Annotated in this window: 18 protein-coding genes and 1 pseudogene; 3 read left to right on the top strand and 16 right to left on the bottom strand. The window is 57.9% G+C overall.

The features are described from left to right. Positions 1-7 precede the first annotated feature (7 nt). From B0D78_RS06545 to pepT, 3 genes are all read left to right on the top strand, one after another. Positions 8-997, top strand: coding sequence for an ABC transporter ATP-binding protein (locus B0D78_RS06545; protein ID WP_078016179.1), 990 nt, complete (start codon positions 8-10; stop codon positions 995-997). Positions 998-1,012: 15 nt separating this feature from the next. Beyond that, positions 1,013-1,996, top strand: coding sequence for an ABC transporter ATP-binding protein (locus tag B0D78_RS06540; protein WP_078016178.1), 984 nt, complete (start codon positions 1,013-1,015; stop codon positions 1,994-1,996). Positions 1,997-2,121: 125 nt separating this feature from the next. Next, positions 2,122-3,357 carry a peptidase T gene (gene pepT / locus B0D78_RS06535; RefSeq protein ID WP_078016177.1) on the top strand — a complete coding sequence of 412 codons (1,236 nt, stop codon included), beginning with the start codon at positions 2,122-2,124 and terminating at the stop codon, positions 3,355-3,357. A 92-nt stretch (positions 3,358-3,449) separates the two neighbouring features. Here pepT and B0D78_RS06530 read toward each other — a convergent pair whose 3' ends face one another. The 16 genes and pseudogenes from B0D78_RS06530 to tnpA form a co-directional block, all read right to left on the bottom strand. After that, positions 3,450-4,985, bottom strand: coding sequence for a hypothetical protein (locus B0D78_RS06530; protein WP_078016176.1), 1,536 nt, complete (start codon positions 4,983-4,985; stop codon positions 3,450-3,452). Positions 4,986-5,345: 360 nt separating this feature from the next. Then, positions 5,346-7,334, bottom strand: coding sequence for a TRAP transporter permease (locus B0D78_RS06525; protein ID WP_078016175.1), 1,989 nt, complete (start codon positions 7,332-7,334; stop codon positions 5,346-5,348). A gap of 21 nt (positions 7,335-7,355) precedes the next feature. Next, complete coding sequence (locus B0D78_RS06520) at positions 7,356-7,874, bottom strand: DUF1850 domain-containing protein (RefSeq protein ID WP_168170034.1); 519 nt, start codon at positions 7,872-7,874, stop codon at positions 7,356-7,358. A gap of 120 nt (positions 7,875-7,994) precedes the next feature. Then, positions 7,995-8,954 carry a TAXI family TRAP transporter solute-binding subunit gene (locus tag B0D78_RS06515; protein ID WP_078016173.1) on the bottom strand — a complete coding sequence of 320 codons (960 nt, stop codon included), beginning with the start codon at positions 8,952-8,954 and terminating at the stop codon, positions 7,995-7,997. A gap of 492 nt (positions 8,955-9,446) precedes the next feature. Further along, positions 9,447-11,168, bottom strand: coding sequence for a gamma-glutamyltransferase (ggt, locus tag B0D78_RS06510; RefSeq protein WP_078016172.1), 1,722 nt, complete (start codon positions 11,166-11,168; stop codon positions 9,447-9,449). Between the two features lie 70 nt (positions 11,169-11,238). Continuing rightward, the gene (locus B0D78_RS06505) at positions 11,239-12,384 is read right to left on the bottom strand and encodes a succinylglutamate desuccinylase/aspartoacylase family protein (protein ID WP_078016171.1); all 1,146 of its coding nucleotides are present in this window, start codon (positions 12,382-12,384) and stop codon (positions 11,239-11,241) included. 13 nt (positions 12,385-12,397) lie between these two features. Further along, on the bottom strand, positions 12,398-12,541 hold the full coding sequence (locus tag B0D78_RS12815) for a hypothetical protein (protein WP_168170033.1): 144 nt from the start codon (positions 12,539-12,541) through the stop codon (positions 12,398-12,400). A 14-nt stretch (positions 12,542-12,555) separates the two neighbouring features. After that, positions 12,556-13,842 carry a TRAP transporter large permease subunit gene (locus B0D78_RS06500; RefSeq protein WP_078016170.1) on the bottom strand — a complete coding sequence of 429 codons (1,287 nt, stop codon included), beginning with the start codon at positions 13,840-13,842 and terminating at the stop codon, positions 12,556-12,558. A gap of 9 nt (positions 13,843-13,851) precedes the next feature. After that, on the bottom strand, positions 13,852-14,394 hold the full coding sequence (locus B0D78_RS06495) for a DUF6305 family protein (protein ID WP_168170037.1): 543 nt from the start codon (positions 14,392-14,394) through the stop codon (positions 13,852-13,854). Between the two features lie 136 nt (positions 14,395-14,530). Beyond that, entirely contained in the window at positions 14,531-15,334 is an 804-nt protein-coding gene (murI, locus tag B0D78_RS06490; RefSeq protein WP_168170032.1) for a glutamate racemase, read from the bottom strand. A gap of 157 nt (positions 15,335-15,491) precedes the next feature. Beyond that, a complete protein-coding gene (pepF, locus tag B0D78_RS06485; protein ID WP_078016168.1) occupies positions 15,492-17,342 on the bottom strand; it encodes an oligoendopeptidase F in 1,851 nt (616 codons plus the stop codon). 32 nt (positions 17,343-17,374) lie between these two features. Further along, complete coding sequence (locus B0D78_RS06480) at positions 17,375-18,058, bottom strand: hypothetical protein (RefSeq protein WP_078016167.1); 684 nt, start codon at positions 18,056-18,058, stop codon at positions 17,375-17,377. Between the two features lie 198 nt (positions 18,059-18,256). Beyond that, positions 18,257-20,809 (bottom strand): S8 family peptidase, encoded by a 2,553-nt coding sequence (locus B0D78_RS06475; protein WP_078016166.1) that lies wholly within the window; start codon positions 20,807-20,809, stop codon positions 18,257-18,259. A gap of 19 nt (positions 20,810-20,828) precedes the next feature. Beyond that, on the bottom strand, positions 20,829-21,812 hold the full coding sequence (locus B0D78_RS06470; RefSeq protein WP_168170031.1) for an AAA family ATPase: 984 nt from the start codon (positions 21,810-21,812) through the stop codon (positions 20,829-20,831). Positions 21,813-21,864: 52 nt separating this feature from the next. Continuing rightward, positions 21,865-22,104 (bottom strand): single-stranded DNA-binding protein, encoded by a 240-nt coding sequence (locus B0D78_RS06465; protein WP_078016165.1) that lies wholly within the window; start codon positions 22,102-22,104, stop codon positions 21,865-21,867. Between the two features lie 254 nt (positions 22,105-22,358). Then, positions 22,359-22,691: pseudogene (gene tnpA, locus B0D78_RS06460) on the bottom strand (IS200/IS605 family transposase); the annotation flags it as partial. Between the last annotated feature and the right edge of the window lie 390 nt (positions 22,692-23,081).

Raw genomic sequence — 23,081 nt, 5'->3', positions numbered from 1 at the left:
GCCTGCCATGTCCGAAAACAAAGATTTGCTCCTCGAGATCAAGGATCTGACCATCCACTACGTCACCGAGAGCGGCCGCGTCCACGCCGTCGAAGGGCTGAACCTCGAACTGGCGCCCGGCGAGACGCTGGGCTTCGTCGGCGAAACGGGCGCCGGCAAGACGACCACCGCGCTGGGCATCATGCGCCTGCTGCCCATGCCGCCCGCCAAGATCGTTTCCGGCGACATCCTCTTCGAAGGCGAGAGCCTGCTGAGCAAGCCCGAAAGCCAGATGCGCGCCATCCGCGGCGGCAAGATCGCGATGATCTTCCAGGATCCCATGACCTCGCTGGATCCCGTCGTTCCCGTCGTCGAACAGATCGCCGAGATGGTGGAGCTGCACCAGAAGGGCACCAAGGCCGACGCGCTCAAACGCGCCGGCGACATGCTCGAACTGGTCGGCATCCCCCGCGAGCGCGGCGTCGCCTTCCCGCACCAGTTTTCGGGCGGCATGAAGCAGCGCGTCGTCATCGCCATCGCGCTGGCCTGCGACCCGACGCTGCTGATCGCCGACGAGCCGACCACGGCTCTGGACGTGACGATCCAGGCTCAGGTGCTCGAGCTGATGCACGAGCTCAAGGAAAAGTTCAAGACCGCCATGATCATGATCACCCACGACCTGGGCATCGTCGCCGAGATGTGCGATAAGGTGGCCATCATGTACGCCGGTCGCGTCGTCGAGTACGGCACGACCGAGATGATCTACAACCACCGCCTGCATCCCTACACGGAAGGGCTGTTCAACTCGCTGCCCGACCTCGAGTCGGAGCAGGAAGAGTTGAAGGTCATCCACGGCCTGATGCCCGATCCCACCAACCTGCCTTCGGGCTGCTGCTTCCATCCCCGCTGCCCCTACGCGACGGAAAACTGCTCCAAGAGCGCGCCGGAAATGGCCGAAGTGGCGCCCGGACATTTCGTCGCCTGCCCCGTGCGCACGGCGGCGCTGAAGAACGACTAAAGGAGGCCGATGACTATGACTGAACAGCTGAACAACCAGCCCATGGTAGTTGTCAACCACCTGAAGAAGTACTTCAACACGCCGCGCGGTCTGCTCCATGCGGTCGACGACGTTTCTTTCTTCGTCAACCGCGGCGAGACGCTGGGATTGGTCGGCGAATCCGGCTGCGGCAAGTCCACGCTCGGCCGCGCCATGATCCGCCTGCTGGAACCGACTTCCGGCGAAGTGAAGTTCTGGGGACGCGACATCGTCGGCCTGAGCAAGGGCGAAATGAAAGAAATGCGCAAAAAGGTCCAGATCGTTTTCCAGGATCCCTACTCCTGCCTGAACCCCCGCCTTTCCGTTTCCGAACTGATCGCCGAACCGCTGATCGTCAACAAGATCTGCTCCAGCCGCAAAGAAATGAACGACCGCATCACCAAGCTGATGGACACGGTCGGCCTGGCCCGCCGCCTGATCGGCGCCTACCCTCACGAACTGGACGGCGGCCGCCGCCAGCGCATCGGCATCGCCCGCTCGCTGGCGCTCGATCCCGAGTTCATCGTCCTCGACGAACCCGTTTCCGCCCTCGACGTGTGCATCCAGGCTCAGGTGCTCAATCTTCTCAACCAGCTGCAGAAGGAGAACAACTACACCTACGTGTTCATCTCCCACAATCTCAGCGTCGTCAAGCACCTCTCCGACCGCATCGCCGTCATGTATCTGGGCAAGATCGTGGAGCTGACGGACTACAAGACCACCTTCAAGAATCCCCTGCATCCCTACACGCAGGCGCTGCTGTCGGCCATTCCCATCCCCAAGGTGGGACAGAAACGCAACCGCATCATCCTCGAAGGCGACGTGCCCAGCCCCGTCAACCCGCCCCAGGGCTGCCGCTTCGCCGGCCGCTGCCGTTTCGCCCAGGACGTCTGCCGCCAGCAGTCACCCGAGCTGAACGAGTACGAGCCGAACCATTTCGTGGCCTGCCATTTCACCGGCAAGCTCCAGTACGCCCGTTAATATCGCTCCCCCAAAGGGTCTGTGTGCGCCACAGGCCCTTTTTTGATGACGCCGTTTTTATTTTTTTGCGGTAGAATAGTTTCGCGCCAACAATTTCCCATTGCTTTTTCGAAGGAGGATCTTTCATGTCTTCACTGGTTGATCGCTTTATCCGCTACGTCAAAATCGACACGCAGTCGGCCGAAGGGCAGAATTGCGTGCCCAGCACGCCCTGCCAGCACGATCTCGCCAAAGTCCTCGGCGAAGAGCTGCGCAGCCTCGGCCTCAGCGACGTGACGGTCACCGAGAACGCTTACGTTTGCGCCACTCTGCCCGCCAACTGCGAGGGCGCGCCCGCCATCGGCTTTTGCGCCCACATCGACACGGCCCTCGAAGTGACCGGCAAAAACGTCAAACCCCGCCTCGTCGAGAACTACGACGGCGGCGACGTCGTGCTGAACGCCGCCGAGAACGTGGTGCTGTCGCCGAAAGTTTTTCCCGAGCTGAACGACCACAAGGGCGAGACGCTGATCGTCACCGACGGCACCACGCTGCTCGGCGCCGACGACAAGGCCGGCGTCGCCGAGATCATGACCGCCGTCGAGCACATGGTGCGGCATCCCGAATTCAAACACGGCAAAATCGTGGTCTGTTTCTGCCCCGACGAGGAGATCGGCCACGGCGCCAAGTTCTGGGATCTGGAAAAATACGGCGCCGACTTCGCCTACACCGTCGACGGCGGCGGCACGGGGACCTTCTCTTACGAGACGTTCAACGCCGCCCAGGCGCACGTGAAGATCAAGGGTGTCGCCGTCCATCCCGGCACCGCCAAGAACAAGATGATCAACGCCGCCATGGTGGCCATGGAGTTCGCTGCCTCGCTGCCGCCCGCCGAGACGCCGCCCCACACGGAGCTGTACGAGGGGTACTACCACATGACCGGGATCGCAGGCGGCGTGGAAGAGGCGGAGATGACCTACATCATCCGCGACCACGACACCGCCAAGTTCGAGGCGCGCAAAGAACATTTCCAGCTGCTCGTGCGCCAGCTCAACGAACGCTGGGGCCGCGAACTGGCCGAGCTGGAAATGCACGACCAGTATTACAACATGGCCGTGCCGCTGCAGAAGCGCATGGACATCGTCAACACCGCGCTGAAAGCCTACGAGATGGCCGGCGTCACGCCGAAGATCATCGCCGCTCGCGGCGGCACCGACGGCTCGCAGCTCTCCTTCCGCGGCCTGCTCACGCCCAATCTCTTCATCGGCGGCTACAACTGCCACGGCAAGTACGAATACGCCGTGGTCGGCGCCATGGAAAAATGCGTCAAGGTCATCCTCAACATCGTCCAGCTGTACGCCGAAGGCAAACAGGTCAAATAAACGGCGCGCCCAACAAACGAACCGCCCCGCTGAAATTTCAGCGGGGCGGTTCGTTTGTTTTTCGTTTCTTGAAACGTGCGGAAAGAACGTTTTTACTGCGCCGCGGGCAGGATCGCGCCCACCATTTCGGCGTTGGGCGTCACTTCGAGCACGAGCGTGTCGGCGTCGGCGTTGACCAGGTTGACCGCGTCGATCATGCCCATGTTGTCCAGTACCATGGAGACGATGCCCTTCGCGTCGTCGCCGCCCAGCGCCGGCATGACGCTGTCGCCGAAGTCGGCGAACAGCTTCTTCAGCACGGGCTGCAGGACTTTGACGTCAAAGCCGAGCGCCACGTTGCGGGGTTCGAGCGCCGCCGCAAGGCCGGAAGCCGCTTCGGCGGCCTGACCGAATTGATCGGCGTTCATGCCGGCGATCAGCAGGCCCTTCTCGCCGCCGGCGACGAGGACCGAGACGGGCGCGGCGAACGCGAAGCCCTTCCAGCCGTCCGCGTCGTAGGCGGCCGGTTCGCCGGCCACCATCTTGCCCTGCTCGGCGAGCATGTTGGCAAGCGCGGCCGCCTTGGCGGCGTCGATGTCGGAAACGTGCAGGTACAGGCCGGGGATTTCGCCCACCATGGGAGCGGCCAGCTTGCCGGCCACGCCGAGCGTGACGTTGCCGCGCAGGATCTTGACGACGTCCGCCCACTCAAGGCCAACGGCGCCAATGGCTCCATTGATTTCTGACTCGGCTTCCTTGAGCATGTCCGCGTCGGCGATCAGGTCGGCGAGCTTGAAGTTCTCCGGCAGGAAGGAAGCGGACAGGTTCACGAGAGCGGCCAGCGGCGAAGAGCCGTAGACGAACGGGGCCTTGGCCGCGGCGCCGCCGTTGAGCACGGCGCGCAGATCTTTGCCGATCAGGGCGCCGATCTCGTCCACAAGGTTGCTCCACAGCATCGCCTTCACGGACGTCGCCGTGTCGTCAAGCCCCAGTTCGAGGCTGAGCGGCTGCGGCAGCGGCGCGTCCATCTTGGCCAGCGTCTCCGCCGAGATCTGCATCTGCGCCCAAACGTTGGCGGGCGTGCGGGCCGTCACCACGGCGCTGTTCTCGGGAGCGCCGGCCATCACGGCCAGGTTGGCGGGATCGCCGCTCGCGCCGATCAGGTACTTGGCGCCGTCGCGCTCCAGCGTCGCCAAATAAATCAGGCCGATGGAGCCGTCCTCGGAGTCAACCGTGCCCAGCGGCGTGACGGTCGTGCCTTCGGGAGCGGTCACCGTGAACTCGGGGGCCTTGAAATTGCCGGCGGCCGCAAAATCCTCGGCGGTCAGGGGCGCTTTCATCTCCATCGCCAGAGCCAGCTTGTCGACCTCGTCGAGGCTCGACTTCAGAGCGATGCGCACGTCGAAGCTGCCGGCCTTGTCGGCGTAGTTCTTCACCTGCTCGGCGGGCAGCATTTTCATGGCGCGCATCAGCAGAGAATCCGCCGGTTTGTTCAGCAGCGCCTGCGCGTCGCGCAGTCCGAACGCGGCCCAGTCGCCGCCGCCAACCAGACCGGTCGTCAGATCGCCCGGTCGGGGAGCAGCGAACGCGGAAGACACCAGGAGCGCCAACGCCGCCGAAGCGGCCAGAACGGAACGGAATTTCTTCATAAGACATTCCACCTTTCAAATATTCGTCTTGCCCTGCGGCAAGAACCACATCAGCCCCTCTTACGAAAGGCGTACTACCGGTTTGAATCTTATCATTCCGAAACTCTTTCCTCAATGCATAATATTAAATAAAATACTATCTAAAGCGGGATATTCTTCGTGCCTTTCCCTTCGCACGGCCCCCGGCGTGCCATCCGCGCGCCGCTCATCGGCCGGCGGCCTTCACGGAACGCCGCATCCATCCGTATCCTACCATGGAACGAGACGCTCGCATCACCCGATAGGATGAAATTTCTGCGTCGCCCCCGACAGAAAATCCGGACCGGCTGCCCAGCAGCCGGTCCGGATTGGGCGCAAGCGTCACGCCCTGTTTTTCAGCGTCATCTTTTGAAGCAGATACATCGCCACGCCGACGCCGGCGCCGATCACGTCGGTCATCCAGCCAGGCTGGATCAGCAGCAGCGAAGCGGCGAAGATCACGGCGCGCTCGAACAGGTTCAGATTGCGCAGCCAGTAGCCCGCCGCCGCGAAGGACAGCAGCACGGTGCCGAGGATCGCCGTCACGACCGGCACGGTCGTGTTGGCGACGGAGGCGTTGATCATCAGCAGTTCGGGGCTGTAAACGAAGAAATAGGGAATCAAAAATCCGGCCACGGCCAGACGCAGGGCGGTAAAACCGGTGCGCATCGGGTTGGCTCCGGCGATGCCGGCGCCGGCGTAGGCCGCCAGCGCGACCGGCGGCGTCAGGTCGGCGATGATGCCGTAGTAGAAGATGAACATATGCGCCGCCAGCACGGGCACGCCGAACTTCTGAATGGCGGGCGCGGCCATCGAAGCCAGCACGATGTACTTGGCGGTCGTGGGCAGCCCCATGCCGAGCAAGATCGACGTGATCATGGTCAGCACCAGCGTGAAGAACAAATGCCCGCCCGCCAGCGAAACAATGCCGTTGGCAAGCTTCAGGCCGATGCCGGTCAGCGTCACGGAGCCGATCACGAGGCCGGCGCAGGCGCAGGCCGCGGCGACGCCGAGAGCGCTGCGGGCGCCTTCGTCGAAAGCGGCGATGATGTCGCTCAGCTTCATGCGCGTGTTCTTGCGGCACATGGCCACGGCCACCGTCCAGAGGATGCTGTAGAACGCGGCCTTCAGCGGCGTATAGCCTTTGATCAGCATGTAAACGATGACGAACAGCGGGATGAGCAGGTGCCCGCCGGCCAGGAAGATCTTCTTCGTGTTGGGCAGCTGCTCTTTGGGCAGCCCCCGCAGGCCGAGGCGCTTGGCTTCCATGTGGATCATGATGAACACGGCCATGTAATAGAGCAGGGCGGGAAGCACGGCGGCAATGGCGATCGTGATGTAGGGCACGCCGATGAAGTCGGACATGATAAAAGCCGCCGCCCCCATGATCGGGGGCATCAGCTGGCCGCCCGTGGACGACGCCGCTTCGACGGCGCCGGCAAAGTGCGGCAGGTAACCGATGCTCTTCATCAGCGGGATCGTGAACGTTCCCGTCGTCACCGTGTTGGCCACGGAACTGCCGGAAATGGTGCCGAAGAACGCCGACGAGATGACGGCCACTTTGGCCGGGCCGCCGGCCTGATGCCCGGCCGCGGCAAGGGCCAGATCGATGAAGAACTTGCCCAGCCCGGTCTTGTTCAGGAAAGCGCCAAACAGGATGAACATGAAGACGAAGGTCGAAGAAACGCCGACGGGCGAGCCAAGAATCCCTTCAGTGGTCAGGTACATGTGGTTGACGATGCGCGTCCAGCTGAAACCGCGGTGAGCGAGGAAGCCGGGCATGATCTTGCCGAAATGGGCGTAGAGCACGAAGACCAGGGCGACAAGCACGATCGGCAGCCCGACGATGCGGCGCGCCGCTTCGAACGTGAACAGGATCGCCAGAGCGCCGAAGATCAGGTCGAACGTCGTGGGCAGCCCGCCGCGGTACAGGATCGCCTCGTAATTGACGACAAGGTAGATCATCGTCGAACCGGCAAGAACGGCCAGCACCACGTCGAGCCAATGCATCGTCTTTCTGGAGAACGACGCGAACGAAGGATACAGCAGGAAAATCAGCACGAACGTGAAGAACACGTGCAGAGGACGCTGAATCTGCGCCGGCAGCACGCCGAAACCGGCCGTATAGAACTGGAACAGAGAAAAAACGATGCAGATGAGCTTGATCGCCTTGCCCCAGAAACCATCCGGGCGACGGTACCGCGATTCCGTATCGTACTTTTCGAGATTCTCCTGGACTGCGCTCTGGTCGCCGGCCACCGTGTCGGCATTCAGCTGCTTTTTCTCTTGCGGCAGCTCTGTCGCGCCTGACTCTTTCTTCATTTCATCCATATTCCCATACCCCCTTATACTCTACAACATGCTCCGACATTTAAACTTCAGCAGTTCGCACAGATTCCCTTCGTGGACCGTGAACGTCAGCGGCTTCCCCGGGGCGAACACCCACTGCTTCAGCCTGAATTCATCCTTCCCGACACACAGCGTGTGATCCGCCACGACCTTGCTGATGCGGTAGGTCACCGCGGGGAGCCTCAGATGAAAACCCCTGATGTGGTATGCGCCGTCCTCCACCGTGAACGTCTGGCCGTCCAGAGGCTCCGTCGGCAGCCCCGCGCCCATCATGTCATAAACCGTTTCGCGCAGGATGGAACAGCCCGGGGCGATCTCGTAGATCTCGTCCACCGGGCGCCGTGCCACCGAATGGATAAAACGCACCGTGTAGCGCTCTCCCAGTTTTACCGGACGCAGATAGACCACCGTCCCCCGTTCATCCGTCACGGTCAGATACTGCTGCCGCACACCATACAGGATCCCCGCGGCAGCCATAAGCAGAAAGACGAAAAGAGACGCACGCCCCCGGGATTTTTTCATGTTCACGTCCTCTCCGCCGCACATCGCCGGCAGAATGAAAAGTCACGCTTTTTCCTGAAAAAACGGAAGGAGCCTCGCGACTCCTTCCGTTTGAGAAAGCTCCAAACTTCCGAGCCCCGCTTACTTGACCAGGCCGACTTCCTTGTAGTACTTCAGAGCGCCGGGGTGAATGTCAAGCGTCATGCCGTCAAGAGCGTGCTCAAGCGTCAGATTCTTGCCCTTGGCGTGCGCGTTGCCAAGCGCCTCGAGATTCTCGAAGATCGCCTTGGTGACGGCGTAGGCTTCGTCTTCCGACATGTCGCGGCGGGCCACAAGGCACGCCTGCACGGCGATAGTCTCGACATCGTGATCAAGCCCGCTGTACGTCCCCTTCTCGATCAGCGCGGGGGCGAAGAACGGATATTTGGCAATGATGTCGTCGCGAAGCTTGTCCTTGATCTCGAGGAAACGCAGAGGCTGCGTCGTGACGATCTCCTGAATGCCCGAGTTGGGAGCGCCGGTCGTGAAGGTGAAACCGTCGATCAGGCGATCCTTGAAGTGCGACGTGGCCTCGGCGTAGGACAGGAAGTGAGGCGTAAACCCTACGTAATTGGCGCCGTCAAACAGGCCGATCTCGCCGAAAATCTGGCGGGCGTTCGCTTCGTTGCCGGAGCCGGGCGCGCCGACGGAAATATTCTTGCCCTTGAAGTCCTCCAGCGACTTGATGGCGCTGTCGGCGTTGACGGCAACCTGAATGTGCTCGGGATAAATGCGGCAGATGCCGGTCACGTTCGCCAGCGGCGCCTTGAAGAACATCACGCCGCGCTTGGCGTAATCGGCAGTATCGTTCTGCACCAGAGCCAGGTCGATGTCGCCGGCGTTGAGCAGATTCAGATTCTCGACGGAAGCCCCCGTCGCCTGGGCTACGCAGGCAACCTTGCCGCCGGAATGGTCGGTGATGATCTGGGAGATGGCGCCGCCCAGAGGATAATAGGTCCCCGACGTGCCGCCCGTGCCCATGATGAACTGGCTGGCCGCAAAAGCCGTCGAAGCGGCAAAAAGCCCCGCGAGCGCAACTGCCAAAACTCTTGATTTCTTCATCCGTATCCCCTCCACAGAATAAGATATGAATCTTCAGAGAAATGAATCTTCCCCTTGGCATTATTATACATTTTTAACCCGGCTTTGAGAAGTCCCCGAACCAAAGTATACAATAGCAAACGTCCCTTGTATGAGAGACATTTCAAGCGGCGTTATGCGATTTCCTGTCGTGTTATTCCTCCCCGACGGCGCGTCGAGTTCCACATTTTACAGAACATTCCCCACGAGAATGTCAGCCTCTATAAAATCACGCGGTATTATATGCGTCGCGGCGTCTCCGCCACGACTCGCGAAACCGACGCCCGGAATATTCCCGGCGCGACGATGAAAGGACCTCGCCCGGACCGCCTCGCCCCATTGCTGCAAACCCTTTCGGCAGCAAAAAATCATGCTCCCCGGAAGACCCCGGCGCCGCCGCACACGCCAAAGCGCGGAGAACCGTCGGTTCTCCGCGCTTTGGCCATCGGTCAATATTCGGATCGTTTTTCCCCGCTAGAAGCCGACGGCCGCTCCCAAACGACGGCTGTCGGCGCCGCCGTTGAGGAACTTGTCGGTGCCCTTGGCGTTCCAGTTGAACATGATGCCCTGGGCGCCGCCGGTGTACAGCGGTTCCTGCAGCGAGATCTTGTAGCCCATCAGTTCGAGCGTGTCAAGAAGCGCTTTGTCGTAGCGATCGTTTTCGGTTCTCATTTCGTTGCCGCTCTGATTGTGGAAGCGCGCCGCCTCGATCGCCTCGTCCATCGTCATACCGTGATCGACGGCGTTCATGATGCACTGAGCTACGGCGGTGATGATGCGGGTCGCTCCGGGCGAACCGATGCTCATGAAAGGACGCCCTTCGGGATCGAGCACGATCGTGGGGCTCATGCAGGACAGAGGGCGCTTGCCGGGTTCGGGGGCGTTGACGCTTTCCGGATTGGAAGCGAAGTCGTCCATCTCGTCGTTGATCAGGAAACCGTACTCGGGCACGAACACCGAAGACCCCATGAAGAAATTGATCGTGTTGGTCGAAGTGACGACGTTGCCGAACTGATCGGCCACGGAGAAGCTGGAAGTCGAGAAACGCTCGTCTCCCATGCCGCCGAGGAAAGAAGTCTTCTCCGCCGTGTCGTACTTCCAGGGATCGCCCGCTTCCGGCTTGTCGACGATCGCGTCGGTGATCCTGCCGGCCTCCTCCTTGGCGTATTCCTTGGACTGCAGCCCCGCCAGCGGGACTTTGGCGTAAGCCGTGTCGGCCATGTACTTGCTGCGGTCGGCGAACATCATCTTCGTCGCCTCGCCGAAGACATGAACCTTCTTCGCGGACTTGAATCCCAGGTTCTTGACGTCGTAGTTTTCCATGATGTTGAGCAGCTGGACCACATGCGTGCCGCCGGACGACGCGGGAGGCACGGAATAAATCCGGTAGCCCCGATAGGTGCCGACGACGGGCTTGCGAACGTACATCTGATAACTGGCAAGATCCTCCATGGTCATCTTGCCGCCGCTACGCTCCACGGCCCTGCAAATGGCCTCGCCGATCTCGCCCTTGTAGAACACGTCGATCCCCTTCTCGGCGATCAGGCGGAACGTTTTGGCCAGCGCCGGCTGTTTCAGAAGCGTGCCGCCCTCGATGGGCAGTCCGACCTCGTCGAAGAAAGGCAGCGTGCCGGGTTCGTTGAACTGGTTCAGCGTCTCGAAATGGTCCTGAATGAATCCCTTCTGGGCCGGGTCGGTGACGAAACCTTCCTCGGCCAGACGGATGGCGGGTTCGGCAACCTGGGCAAAGGTCATGGTGCCGTAGTTCTCGAGCGCGTAGGTCATGCCCTTCAGCCAGCCGGGCACGCCGACGGACTTGCCGCCGTAGGCCGACCACTTTTCCTTCTTGGCCTGCTCGGACGCGAACATATCCTTGGTGGCCGAAGCGGGAGCCTGCTCGCGGTAATCGAGGCAGATCACGTCTTTCGTCTTTTCCGAATAGAAGGTCATAAATCCGCCGCCGCCGATACCGGAAGCGTTGAATTCCACGACGTTCAGCGCCAGAGCCGTGGCGACCGCCGCGTCGATAGCATTGCCGCCCTTCTGCAGGATCTCGACGCCGGCTTTGGCCGCCAGTTCGTGCGCCGCAGCCACCATGCCATGCTCGGCATAAACATCCTTAACCTCCGCGGCGCCGGCCCCGCATGCAGCAGCGGCGACCAGAGCCAATGCCAACGTTGCGCCCAACTTCTTCATACCATTCCCTCCTTTGTATTTTGAGGCTGCAAAGCGCTCCGCAGCCTTGAAACCCAACTCCATAAAACAACTACCTCGCCGGAGCCAGCCAGGCGCCGAGCCCTTTTTCGTTGATCTCTTCATACGAAGGGATGCCCTCCACGACGATTTCCTTGCCGGGACGCACGTCGCCAAGCAGTTCGATGTACTTGCTCATGGCCGCGACGTGGCGAGCCGTCCTCAATTCAAGCGGCTGCCGATCCTCGTAGGGGATGAACAGCACGCCGAGCTTGGCGGCTTTCATGTAGGCCTTGTCGTGCCCCGAGAGCACCAGCGCCTCATCGGTGTGGCCGCGCAGACGCCCCTGCGCCGGATTGCCGGCTTCCATCAGGATCGGGATCACATTCGGGCAGTGATCTCCCCACTCGCGGTGGCTCAAACCGCGGAAGTTCACCGGCGAAGGTTCGAGCCGCATGGGAATGCCCATCATCTCGAGTTCCATCGTGACCATCGCGGCCAGCTCCATGGAATGTTCATGGGCGACCGTCGCATTGATGACGGGGTATTCCGGCGAAGCTTCATGAAGGTCGAACGCCAGATCGACGTTTTCCTTGTTCAGCAGTTCGACGATGGCGAGGCCGACCAGCTGCGTCAGGCCGTCGTTCCTCGTGCCGGGATAGGAGCGGTTCAGATTGCTGCGCGAGCCGCCATCGAGTTTCTGACCGGAAGGATAGTGGATATATACATCGGGCTCCGGCCACTGGTCGATTGGATTGGTGGCGCGCGAACCGTACTTGAACACCCGCGCCTTTCCTCCTTCCTGAGGAATGTGGAAGCGCTGGGGGGCCGCGTCTTGAGGCGAGTTGTGAGTGAACGCCGACATATTGGCGCAGGGCAGCACGATCAGACGCCCCTTCTTCACCTGCGCGCGCTCAAGGTACATGACGGCGCCCATATAGCCGGCAGGCTCGTTAGGATGCGTGCCGCCCATGACGAAGACCGTGCCGCCCTCCTCGGCCCCCTTCTGAATGTAAACGGGGGTGTCGCCGTGAGTCCCCTTCAAGGCGGGTTCCCATTCGGACAGCGCATGCCGCTCGAAGCCCGGCGCCGGATACAAGACATCCGGCTTCCACATGGACATGAACGACTGCGCCGTCAGCCAGCAGATCAGTCCGACCAGAGCGCACAGCACGACAGCCGTGAGAGGACTGCCTTTGACCTTATAGCTCTCTTCCATCGCGCCGGCCTCCTTACTTGATCATGAGCAGACGGAGGACCAGCGGTATAAGCACCATCGCGCCGGTGACCTGCTTCCAGAACGAGCGCTCTTTGAACATGCAGCGCAGCACGAAGAGCAGCACGAAGAGCACGATCCCTCGGTAGATTAGCGTCATCAGGCTCTCCCTCCCTACTTGAGCAAAGCAGCGATATCGTTGCTGTAGACGATGATCAGAATGCCCCAGACGTCGAGGATAAAGCTCGGCCAGAGACACTTTTTGAGGATCTTGAAATAGTTCTCCTCCTCGACCACCTGCGCGGCGAAAATACCGGCCAGCGCCGTCGGCGGCATCAGATCGCCCAGCGCAGCCACAAGGCTGAGCGCCGCCGCGACGACGACCGAATCCTTGCTGAGCATGGCCAGCAGGCAGGGAACGCCGAGCACCGAAGAGGAACCGAAGGACGAGACCGCTCCGAACAGCGGGATGATCAGCGCGATGCCGAGATAGAGCGTCCAGCTCGGCAGGCTCAGCGTCGAGACGACAATAAAGCCTTGCACGCCGATCAGCGTCATGATCTGGATGAACATGCCCACGCCCATGAGGATGCCGAGCACGGGCAGACAGTCGTTGACCGCCTCGGTAACCGTGTCGACGAAGTTCCATTTCACTCCCGCGAAGAATCCCGCCGCCGCGGAAACGAGGAAGATCAGCGGCATGCCAAGCCCCGGCCAGACGGAAGCCAGCGCCTGCTCGACGACAAACAGCGCAGCCAGCACGATCACGGGCAGAGCGAGGCGGAAACCGAGCTTCTCGCGTTCCATCGTTTTCAGGTGCTCTTCAAGGGCCTGCGTGTCTTCGCCTTTACGGATCGCGGGATAGATCATCGTCAGCGCGTAGACGACCGCCAGCGGCATCGTGCAGACCAGCAGCGGCAGCGCGAACCCCACGTAAGGGATATCGACGCCGGCGCAAATGATCATCGCGGGGATACTGATCGGCGGCGCGATCATGCCCAGCAGGGCAGCCATGGAAATGATCGCGCCCGTCTTGACCTTGTCGACTCCCAGCGCCCTCAGCACCGGCGCGACCAGCGCTCCCGTGGTCAGCACGGAAGCCGTGGAAGATCCGGTGATCATGCCGGGCACCATGACGATCAGCATCAGGCCGATGCTGAGCAGCGCCGGGAAACGGCGGAACCTGCGAATCAGCCATGCCGACAGCGCGTCAAGCAGGCCGATCCTGAGGATGACCTTCATGAAGATCATGGCCGTGGCGATCACAAGGATCGTGTTCAGATAGCCGAACTGGCCTTCCACAAAATGACGGAGCGGGAACCCCTCGCCGCCAACCAGCGCGCCCACGATCGCGGCCAGGGCCATGGCCACGGCGATAGGCAGCTTCCAGCGGAAAGCGCCAAAAGCAAAAACTGCGATCATGAGGAAGGTATAAAAACCTTCCGGCCAGAACCACTCCATGGGCGCGCCTTACCGGCCCGCGTTCCAGTCGGCGAGGATCTTCCCCAGCGGCTCCTTTGTTCCCTTCACGTTGGGAGCGGTCTGGATGACGATCTTCCTTTCGTCGGCGTACTTGTCGAACACCCCGTCGGAGTTGCCGCCGTCGACGACGATCATGCCGTCGGCGTAAGGAGCCGCCGCGTTGATGAACAGGTCGGACAGAGTGCCGCGGCGTCCCTCGCCGCCCACGTGCATGATCAGGACCTTCACGCCCTTCTTTGCGGCCGCGTCCAGCAGGGCCTTCGCACGCGCCACTTCTTCTTCCTTGTCGATGCCCGCCGCGCCAAGCCCCTTGGAACTGCCGCCGACGACGGCGACCAGTACCTTTTGGTTCTGCAGCGCTTCGGGCCTCATCAGCGCATCATAATCGGGAACCACCTTCAGGGCGCGCATAACCACTTTCACCATCATCGCATCGGGTCCCTGGCCGATCGAGGTCAGGGCCACGTCGGCGGCGCAAGCGGCCGTCGCCAGGGTAAACACGGCGATCATCGCGGAAACAACTCTTCTCATCTTCACAAAAACCAGCCTCCTCTGATTTGGCCGTCGGGAACGGCGGCGCTCGACAATCGTTGCGGCGGCGCGTTTGGGCGCCGCCAGGAATGCCCCCTGCGCCGTCGAGAGCGCGGAGGGCATTTTTGCCCTCTGTCTAAAGCGGCTGAGCGGCCGCGACGGTGTTGATCGCGCGCGGCTCCTTCAGGCCGAAGCGCCGCGCCGCTTCGGCGTACTGTGCCGCGTCTCCGGACGTGTTCAGCTCCAGGCTGCCGGAGCCGGCGTCGTTGAGCAGCCCCTGCGATTCGAGAAAACGCTTCACCGCCAGCGCCTGCTCATGAGCGGGGTCAATCAGCGTCAGCTGCGGATAAAGACGGTTCAGATACCCGGAAACCAGCGGATAGTGAGTGCAGCCCAGGATCAGGTGCCGGATCGGCGCTTGGGTCAACAGCGGTTCCACCGCCGCGCGCAGCTCGGGATCGATCGATTCGGGACGAAGGTCGCCGCCGTCGATCAGGCGCGCCAGATTGGGACAGCCTTGAGCGTAGACCTTCATCTCCGGCCGGACGGCGTTGATGAGGCGATGGTACGCCCCCGACCGCGCCGTGAAGACGGTCCCGATCACGCCGACGCAATCGGCGTCCAGCGTCGCCACGGAAGCGGCGCCCGCTTCGATGACGCTGAAAATCTTGAACGGATAATCGTCGCGGTACCGGTCGATCAGCGAAGAAATCGTGTTGCAGGCCACGGCCGCCGCCTTGACGCCGCGCCGCTCCAAAAACGCGAGGATCTGGCGCGTCAGATGCAGGATCTCCTCGCCCGATCTGTTGCCGTAAGGCATGTTGGCGCTGTCGCCGTAATAGAGCACATCTTCTCCCGGCAGGACTTTTTGTATTTCCTTGACGACGGAAAAGCCTCCCACTCCGGAATCGAAAACGCCCACGGGACTCAGCTTATCCATAGGACTCCCCTCTTTATCTGAATTTTGGACCTTGCCTGACAGTATTCTAGCACAAAAAAACGGCCGGACATGCGCGTCCGGCCGAACGTTTTTCGTTAAATGCATTGCAATGGATCCCCGCCGTTAAAATCCCGGCGCCCGGCCGCTGCAAGCCGTTTTACCGCAGCAGTCCCCTCAGCTCGGCCGTTTTGCGCCCGAACACGGCCAGCGCCCGCTCCACCGGCTCGGACGTGCTCATATCGATGCCGGCGTCGCGCAGCAGGCTGATCGGGTCTTTCGAGCAGCCGCCCCGCAGCAGGTTCAGATAGGCGTCGCGCTCGGCGCGCCCGCCGGCGAGGATGCGGTCGACCAGCGCCAGCGCCGCCGCAAGGCTGGTGGCGTACTGATAAACGTAAAAGGCGTTGTAAAAGTGCGGGATGCGCGACCACTCCGCGGCCAGGTCGGGATTGGCGCCGACTTCTTCGCCGTAGTAGCGCGTGTACAGCTCGCTCCACATACGGTTCAGCAGCTCCGGCGTCAGGGGCTCGCCCTTTTCGGCCAGAGCATGCGCGTCGCGTTCGAACTCGGCGAACAGCGTCTGGCGGTAGATGGTCAGGCGGATCAGCTCGAGCTGCTGGCTCAGCAGAAAGATTTTCTCGTCGCGGTCGTCCGTGTTCCCCAGCAGATGCTCCGCCAGCAGCGTCTCGTTGACCGTGCTGGCGACCTCGGCGACGAACAGCGTGTAGCCGGCGTAGACCTGCGGCTGGGCGGCGTTGGACATCCACGTGTGGATGGAGTGCCCGCCCTCGTGGGCCAGCGTCGAGACGTCGCTGAACGTGCCGCCGTAGTTGAGCAGCATGTAGGGATGCACGCCCCAGCAGCCCCACGAATAGGCGCCGCTGCGCTTGCCGCGGTTCTCGTACACGTCGATCCAGCGCTCGCTAAAAGCGCGCCGCATGGCCCGCGCGTACTCCTCGCCAAGAGGCGCGACGGCTTCGAGCACCAGCTTCTGCGCCGTCTCGTAGCTGAACGTCCGTTTGAGTTCCTTCGTGAAAGGAGCGTACAAATCCCACGGCTCCATGCGTTCCACGCCGAGGGCTTTTTTCTTCAGCGCCACGTATTCGTGCAGCGCCGGCAGTTTTCCGTTCACCGCCGCGACCAGGCCGTCGTAGACGGACACGGGGATCTCGTTGCCGTACAGCGACGCTTCCAGCGCCGAACCGTAGCGGCGCAGGCGCGCGAAGGTGACGTCTTTCCTGACGCTGGCCGCATAGGCCGCGCCCAGCGTGTTGCGGAACTTCGCAAACGTCCGGTGGATGCCCTCGAACGCTTCGCGGCGCACGCGGCGTTCCGGCGAGGAGATGTAGCGGCCGTAGCTTTCCTGCGTCAGCGGCCGCTTTTCGCCCTTTTCGTCGGCGATCTCGCCGAACTGCATGTCCGCGTCGGCGAGCATCGAAAAGATCTCGTCGGGGGCCCCGGCCAGCTCGCCCATCGCCGCCATGACGGCTTCCTGCTCGGCGGAAAGGACGTGCTTCTTCTCGCGCAGGATGCGCCGCAGCATCAGGCGGTACAGTTCCAGCTTCGGCTCCCGCGCCAGAAAGGCGCCGATCTTCGCCTCGTCGGCGCTGAGGATCTCCGGAGACAGGAACGCCGACGCCTCCGCCGCCCGAACGCTCAGCTGCGTGGCGCGCGCCGCCAGCGCCTTCGGCCCTTCCGCCGCCGTGTCCTCGTGGCTGCGCATCACCGCGTAGCTGTACAGCCGCCCCAGCAGGTAATCCAGCCGCTCGTCCAGCGTGATCGCCTTCAGCAGCGACGCGGCCGAGTCCATCACGCGCCCCCGGCAGGCCGCCAGTTCCGCCGCCGTCGCTTCCGTTTCCTTCGCCTCCGCTTCCCACTGCGCCGGCGCGGCGTAAATGTCTTCCAGCTTCCAGCGCGCCGCCTCGGGCACCTCCGCGCGCGTTTCGTACAGCGGCGCCGCGTAGCCCGCGTCGCCGGCGACGCCCGATGCCTTCGTTTCGTTCTCCGTCATTTCGCAACTCCCTTTCTCATCTTCTCCGACGCTCAAAAACCGGGAATGAAAAACAGCTTACGATCGTGCAGGCTGATGCGGTAGATCCGCCCCGAGGGACGGTCCCAGGCGTAAAATCCGTTGCCCGCCGGGATGCCCGCGCCGTCGAGGAACTGCATGTCCCCGCCGCGCGCGGTGGAATCGGTGACCGTGCCGCGCACCGGGCGGGCGATCGGCAGACGCCCCACCACCCGGCGCGGCCGCCAGTTCCCGCTCAGCCCCGTGCGCGCCACGATATCCGCCACAGCCTCGGCCACCGGCGCCGGACAGACGCCGAGAAAGTCGTAACGCCCGTGCGGCGAGCGCGCGAAATCGCGCAGCAGCCCGGCCGCCAGCCATTCGCCGCCTTCACGGCGCGGCAGTTCAATCAGCGCCGCATAGAGCGCGTCGATCACCATGAACGCCCGCGGCGTTTCCGACGGCAGCTCGAAAGAGCCGACCTCGTCCCAGCGGCTCGGATCGCCGCCCGGCACGTGGGCGCGCAGGACGCTCCACGCCGCCTGCAGCCGCTGCGGCCCCTCGCCCCGGACGCAGCGCCGCCACAGCGAGTACAAAGAGCCCTCGAGAATCTGACCGTCGAGCGTCCGGCGCAGCTCCGCCGCTTTCGCCTCGCCCGCCGCGCGGGCCTCCTGCGCCGCGGCAGCCAAAAACGCGCTCCAGTATCTTAAACGCATCATTCAGCTTCATCTCCCCGAAAAAATTTTCCGCCCGCCCCGGGCCGGAACATCTCGTCGCACGCTCCGCCACGATTATATAGCCTACGGCAGGAGGGGCCACAATGTTGTCGGCGGTTAGTAAATCTTGTCCCGGCACCTCGGGCCAAGTTGGCCCGAAAAATGGAGGAGAGTCGATTGACTCTCCTCCAAATAAAGATATTACTGTTTGTTCTCTGGCATTTCAACCTCGATTTCTCCGTTTTCAACAGCCAATTCAATTTCAGTCCGTATCGGTCCATAGACCGATATATCCTGATTGATAGCTTCAAAACTGACAGCTAACGAATATTTTGCTTTAAATAAGCCTCCCCAACCTTTGTGACCGCGAACCGCAATGCAAAAAGCATCACTCAATTGATTGGATTTGATTATACACCAATCCTTTTGAAGAGTACCATTTTTTCGAGAATATCCTTCCGCTGCACCCCGATTGGTTGCCTCTCCAAGTACCCAGCTAAAATCGCCATCATCGTCAATGATAGCGCCCGTTTCAAAGATACGGCGAGCAAATGTCTCCGCATTCTCTCCAATCCGGCTACAGCACCAGTCTAGCCATGTTGATAAATACCCTTTTACGTAACGCCGAGTCCGGCGAGGATTCGCTACGTAAGACAGGGTAACTTCGACCAAAATGTCATAATCTTCACCAACATTAGATAATTCTTCCGGAATAGGAACTTGAAAAATATGAGCTTCATCGTCTCCAAGTTCCATAAGGGACGGTGTTACCAAAGTTATTCGATACTCGTCATTGTGAGTAGCACGTTCGACATCTGGAACACCATATCCTATATGGCGCAATGTAGAAACACATTCTTCTTTACTAACTTCATTGATACTCTTGGGCCACCGGGCAGATTGGGCTATTAACGCTCTATACAACAACGCAGGAGACTCTGGCAAAGCCTTTTCAACCTGTGATGCAATATAGGTGACTTTTGGCGCTGAAAAAGACGTGCCAACATCATCACGTGCAAAAGCTGGACCTTCTGGAGATTTACGAATTAGTTCCGGACATACTTCCGGAGGCGTTGTAAGTTGAGGTGGGACACTCCCTTTATTATACATGTGCGTCCCTCCATATTCGACAACTTCTGGCTTTAAGACATCCCAAATACCTGGTCCTGAGCGTGAGAATGAAGAGGCCTCCATATGCTTTCCCAATGCGATAAAGTCATCAGTTTCTAACTCATCCGCCGACACGGATCCTACGGTAATTGCTTGTAGGCTCTGCGCCGGATTTGAAATTCTACATAACTCTCTGTCAAGATATTCAGGATATGGATACCCCGCCTGCCAATAGGCCGATATGACATCTGTGGAAATATTCCCCGCCGCCTGTATAAACAAGACATCATGATTGTAAGACTGACTATCAATTTCAGCCGCCCATGGCGTCATGTGTTTCATTTCACAAGATCGACGGCTACCAATGGAGTGATTAAATATTTTAGTTGGGATTGGGTTCTCAACATTATATTTCTGCACAGCAATAGCAATTGCCTTTGGCGGATACACATTTTCTGGCAGGCAATTGTTTTCATCAAGAATTCGCATGTTACGAATCCAGCAAGGAAGTTGATAAACTCCATCTGAAGGAACTGTCTTTGGGTACAAGATTGCACCAGTCACTCGTGTTCCATGTCCCCCTCCGGCAACTTCGTCACTTATGCCTGTATTATTTGGGAGCAAACTGATAGATTCACCACTAATAATTGCTGATGCTAAATACTTATGTTCCTCTTGAACTCCACTGTCCATTACACACACAATGGGAGCAGATTGGATAGGAGCCTCAATTTGTACGTTTTCGGTAAGACTATCGCTATTTTCGGGGGCCTCTCCCATAACTATTGTTTCAGCTTCGGATACTTCAAATATATATGCAAAATTCAACACTAAGTCAAGCAAACATTTACCAGATATTTTTAAACGTGCCGAGAAACTATCAGGCAAATCAGTCATTTCCGATATACCATCGGCGAGTTGCATAATTTCACCATCATAATCAGAAACAAAATTTTCTATTATTCCCTCTCGTTTCATCTTGATTTCGTCCCAAGTCATATAGGCGGCACTAAACTTTTCTATCCACCGTTGCTCACGAACAGAATAGTGTTCATCAGTTTCATCATCTTCTCGCTTGGGTCGTTTTGGCAACTCGATGTTTCCACAGCAGCTTACACCAATATCGATTATATATACTTCATCTGGTGAAATAGTTGTCCATTTTTCGTAGAGTTCTTTCGACAAAACCCGTTTAAGCCTATCGCCATCTTCGCAGAGCGCATAGACTTTTGCTGGCGAATTGCACCTTGCGGTTACATTTGCAATAAAAGCATCTGCTTTCTCATTTAAAACCGAAAGGTCAACATCTTCTGTAGCAACTATAATAAATCCTTCCTCAATTTCACAGACGATTTCAAATCCTAGTCCACGCAGGAAATCAATATCAGCAAAAGGATCTATTTCTAGCAGTATGGGAATGCCAGTTTCTATTTCAGGTAAGGCGTTTTCTGAGCGTTCTGCACGACGCTCTTTCCAAAAACGGGACAATTCAGCAGAGCGACGTTTCACATAGCCACCATGAGCAATTCGATTAGCAGTATTCCTATTTGTCTGAGCAGATACTGAGCCGCCACCACGCAATTTTGGTTTCCCTTGAAATAATAGTGGGAGGGGCAAATGCGTAAAGTCATTATTCTCTGCCATTGTCGTACCTCCTTACAGATTAAAATTTAGAGCTTTCTTCCAATGCTTTTATAAAGTGTTCGTTACACACTTTTTTGCACCCTGCAAGAACACCAATCTTTGCAGCCCGTTGCGCAATCAAAACAATATTAGCGGCAGAGTATCCATCCAATTGATTTGATATTTCATCCATATCAACATCCGGAGAAACTGGTATTGCAGATAAAGTCATCTCCAATAAGCGTTTACGTTCTGATTTCCCCGGCATCGGCATTTCAATAACATCATCGAATCTTCGGAAAAGAGCCTCATCAAGAGACACTTTCAAATTTGTAGTGGCTAAAACCAATCCCGGAGCATCATATTCGTCTAACAAAGTGAGTAGCATATTGACGATTCTAGGAACTTCGCCAACATCCTGTGTTGTAATGCGAGATTTAGCGATAAAATCACACTCGTCAAGAAGTAAAACAACAGGTTCGCTTTTGCAATAATCAAATACCATTCTAAGATTTGATGCTGACTCTCCAAAGTAAGAAGAAAGTAAAGAATCGAATCGAACTTTCAATAGTGGTAACCCGAGATTCCATGCAATTCGTTCGGCGCTTAAAGTTTTACCACACCCCGGAGGGCCATAGAGAAGTATTTTCCTTTTAGGTACGAGGTTGAATTTTTTTAACCTTTCGCGCGCTACATATTCCTGCTCAATCGAAAGAAGGCGTTCTTCAACTTCGTTCGGTAAAATCATATGATGTTTTAATTGTTCTCTCGGAATATACGATACCAATTGTGAATTTGTACGCTTGCTCTTTGGCAAAGTAGATAATCCACTTTCGCTTTTTTTGCTCTCAAACAGAGTGTATTTTGGCTTTTCGGTAATTGAAATTTTTTCTAAAGAGTCTGCAAGAATGTTATGACCGAGTTTGCGTTCCTCTTGAATGATCGTAATGGATATTTTCTTTAATGATGATACATCTTCGGAAAAAATGGCTCGAAATAGTCTCTTATATAATTCCGCTTTCATATAGTAAATCCTCCCTCTCGAATAGCTGTCATTCTGATAGCGTATAAAACCATCAATTGCCGCTGACTTTATACTTTTGCTGTCCAGAGGAAGTTTTTTCGATTGGTTCCAAACGGGTTCCAGAGATGTGAACATAGTTTAAGAACAAAGTCCCCAATAACAATCTGTCACTTCTTGATATTCGGTTCCATTCATAGCCTTTAAATAAATCTCGTACAAGAAAAACTTCATTAGTATGCAGATGCTTTGTTTCCTCTATAGCCCGAGCTAAAAGATCGTTTGCAGTTGCCATTTCATGTCCTCCTCGTTGTAAACAATATGATGAACAATGTTGTTTATATCATAGCATGCGGACATACAAAAAGCAATAGCTTATATGCGTAACCTTCGAGATAAAATAATCATGACCACCCGTCAAACGGGTGGTTTGCTCGCCCCTATAAGGGGGCAGTTACCGGCCAGCGCCTAAGACGCTGGCTTTCACTCTGTTCAAGCCACTATGCCCTTGACTCGTCGCCGCCCTTTAAAGGGCATTTGTAATACCAACTACCCCTTAAAGGGGTCCTCATATTCCTTTACACTCAGTTTATCCATTGCTATATCATACTTCTCCTGTTCCTGAATGTACTTCCTAACTGTTGCCTCATTTAGACCTACTGTACTGACATAATAACCTTCTGCCTAGAAGTGACGATTTCCGTATTTATACTTTAGATTTGCGTGCTTATCAAATATCATCAGCGCACTTTTTCCCTTTAAGTATCCCATAAAGCTGGATATATTGTATTTCGGTGGAATACTTACCAGCATATGAATATGATCTGGCATTAAGTGCCCCTCCAGTATTTCCACTCCCTTATATCCGCATAACGTTTTTAAGGTAAATTTTCAGAGTAAATGCAACCTCGTCAAAGTAAATGCGACGGGGTTGCATTTACTTTGACAGGACAAAAGCAGCAAGCAGTCATTACGAACACATAATAACGATCAAGATTGCGCTAACGGAACAAATTCAAGGGGATGAAAAGCTGTTACGAGGAAATTGTCCGAAAAAAGTGCATACAAAAGTGATCCTCAACTGAAAGCAAAATTTTCAGTTCAGAGTTAATGCAATCAAGAAATTAAAAAGGAGCCGTTATTTACCGGCGAGAAGAGTCCGCTTTAAACAGATATCCTGTGGCGGAATAAGTTCGAGTCCGAGTAAATGCAATACATCCTCGCCATACAGGTTGATAAAGATCTCTGCAGGAGATTTTCCGTTAAATTTTT

It is taken from the genome of Pyramidobacter sp. C12-8, from assembly GCF_002007215.1.
Classification (GTDB): Bacteria; Synergistota; Synergistia; order Synergistales; family Dethiosulfovibrionaceae; genus Pyramidobacter.
The sequence above is the reverse complement of the archived record's forward strand: the minus strand, read 5'-3'. Positions and strand labels throughout refer to the sequence as shown.

Excerpts from the sequence above, each read along its gene's own strand:
- B0D78_RS06495 (WP_168170037.1), bottom strand. The coding sequence starts at position 14,394 with ATGAGAAGAGTTGTTTCCGCGATGATCGCCGTGTTTACCCTGGCGACG.
- B0D78_RS12815 (WP_168170033.1), bottom strand. The coding sequence starts at position 12,541 with ATGACGCTAATCTACCGAGGGATCGTGCTCTTCGTGCTGCTCTTCGTG.
- B0D78_RS06505 (WP_078016171.1), bottom strand. The coding sequence starts at position 12,384 with ATGGAAGAGAGCTATAAGGTCAAAGGCAGTCCTCTCACGGCTGTCGTG.
- B0D78_RS06465 (WP_078016165.1), bottom strand. The coding sequence starts at position 22,104 with ATGGCAACTGCAAACGATCTTTTAGCTCGGGCTATAGAGGAAACAAAG.
- ggt (WP_078016172.1), bottom strand. The coding sequence starts at position 11,168 with ATGAAGAAGTTGGGCGCAACGTTGGCATTGGCTCTGGTCGCCGCTGCT.
- B0D78_RS06515 (WP_078016173.1), bottom strand. The coding sequence starts at position 8,954 with ATGAAGAAATCAAGAGTTTTGGCAGTTGCGCTCGCGGGGCTTTTTGCC.
- pepT (WP_078016177.1), top strand. The coding sequence starts at position 2,122 with ATGTCTTCACTGGTTGATCGCTTTATCCGCTACGTCAAAATCGACACG.
- B0D78_RS06520 (WP_168170034.1), bottom strand. The coding sequence starts at position 7,874 with ATGAAAAAATCCCGGGGGCGTGCGTCTCTTTTCGTCTTTCTGCTTATG.
- B0D78_RS06480 (WP_078016167.1), bottom strand. The coding sequence starts at position 18,058 with ATGATGCGTTTAAGATACTGGAGCGCGTTTTTGGCTGCCGCGGCGCAG.
- B0D78_RS06500 (WP_078016170.1), bottom strand. The coding sequence starts at position 13,842 with ATGGAGTGGTTCTGGCCGGAAGGTTTTTATACCTTCCTCATGATCGCA.
- murI (WP_168170032.1), bottom strand. The coding sequence starts at position 15,334 with ATGGATAAGCTGAGTCCCGTGGGCGTTTTCGATTCCGGAGTGGGAGGC.
- pepF (WP_078016168.1), bottom strand. The coding sequence starts at position 17,342 with ATGACGGAGAACGAAACGAAGGCATCGGGCGTCGCCGGCGACGCGGGC.
- B0D78_RS06525 (WP_078016175.1), bottom strand. The coding sequence starts at position 7,334 with ATGGATGAAATGAAGAAAGAGTCAGGCGCGACAGAGCTGCCGCAAGAG.
- B0D78_RS06475 (WP_078016166.1), bottom strand. The coding sequence starts at position 20,809 with ATGGCAGAGAATAATGACTTTACGCATTTGCCCCTCCCACTATTATTT.
- B0D78_RS06530 (WP_078016176.1), bottom strand. The coding sequence starts at position 4,985 with ATGAAGAAATTCCGTTCCGTTCTGGCCGCTTCGGCGGCGTTGGCGCTC.
- B0D78_RS06545 (WP_078016179.1), top strand. The coding sequence starts at position 8 with ATGTCCGAAAACAAAGATTTGCTCCTCGAGATCAAGGATCTGACCATC.
- B0D78_RS06470 (WP_168170031.1), bottom strand. The coding sequence starts at position 21,812 with ATGAAAGCGGAATTATATAAGAGACTATTTCGAGCCATTTTTTCCGAA.
- B0D78_RS06540 (WP_078016178.1), top strand. The coding sequence starts at position 1,013 with ATGACTGAACAGCTGAACAACCAGCCCATGGTAGTTGTCAACCACCTG.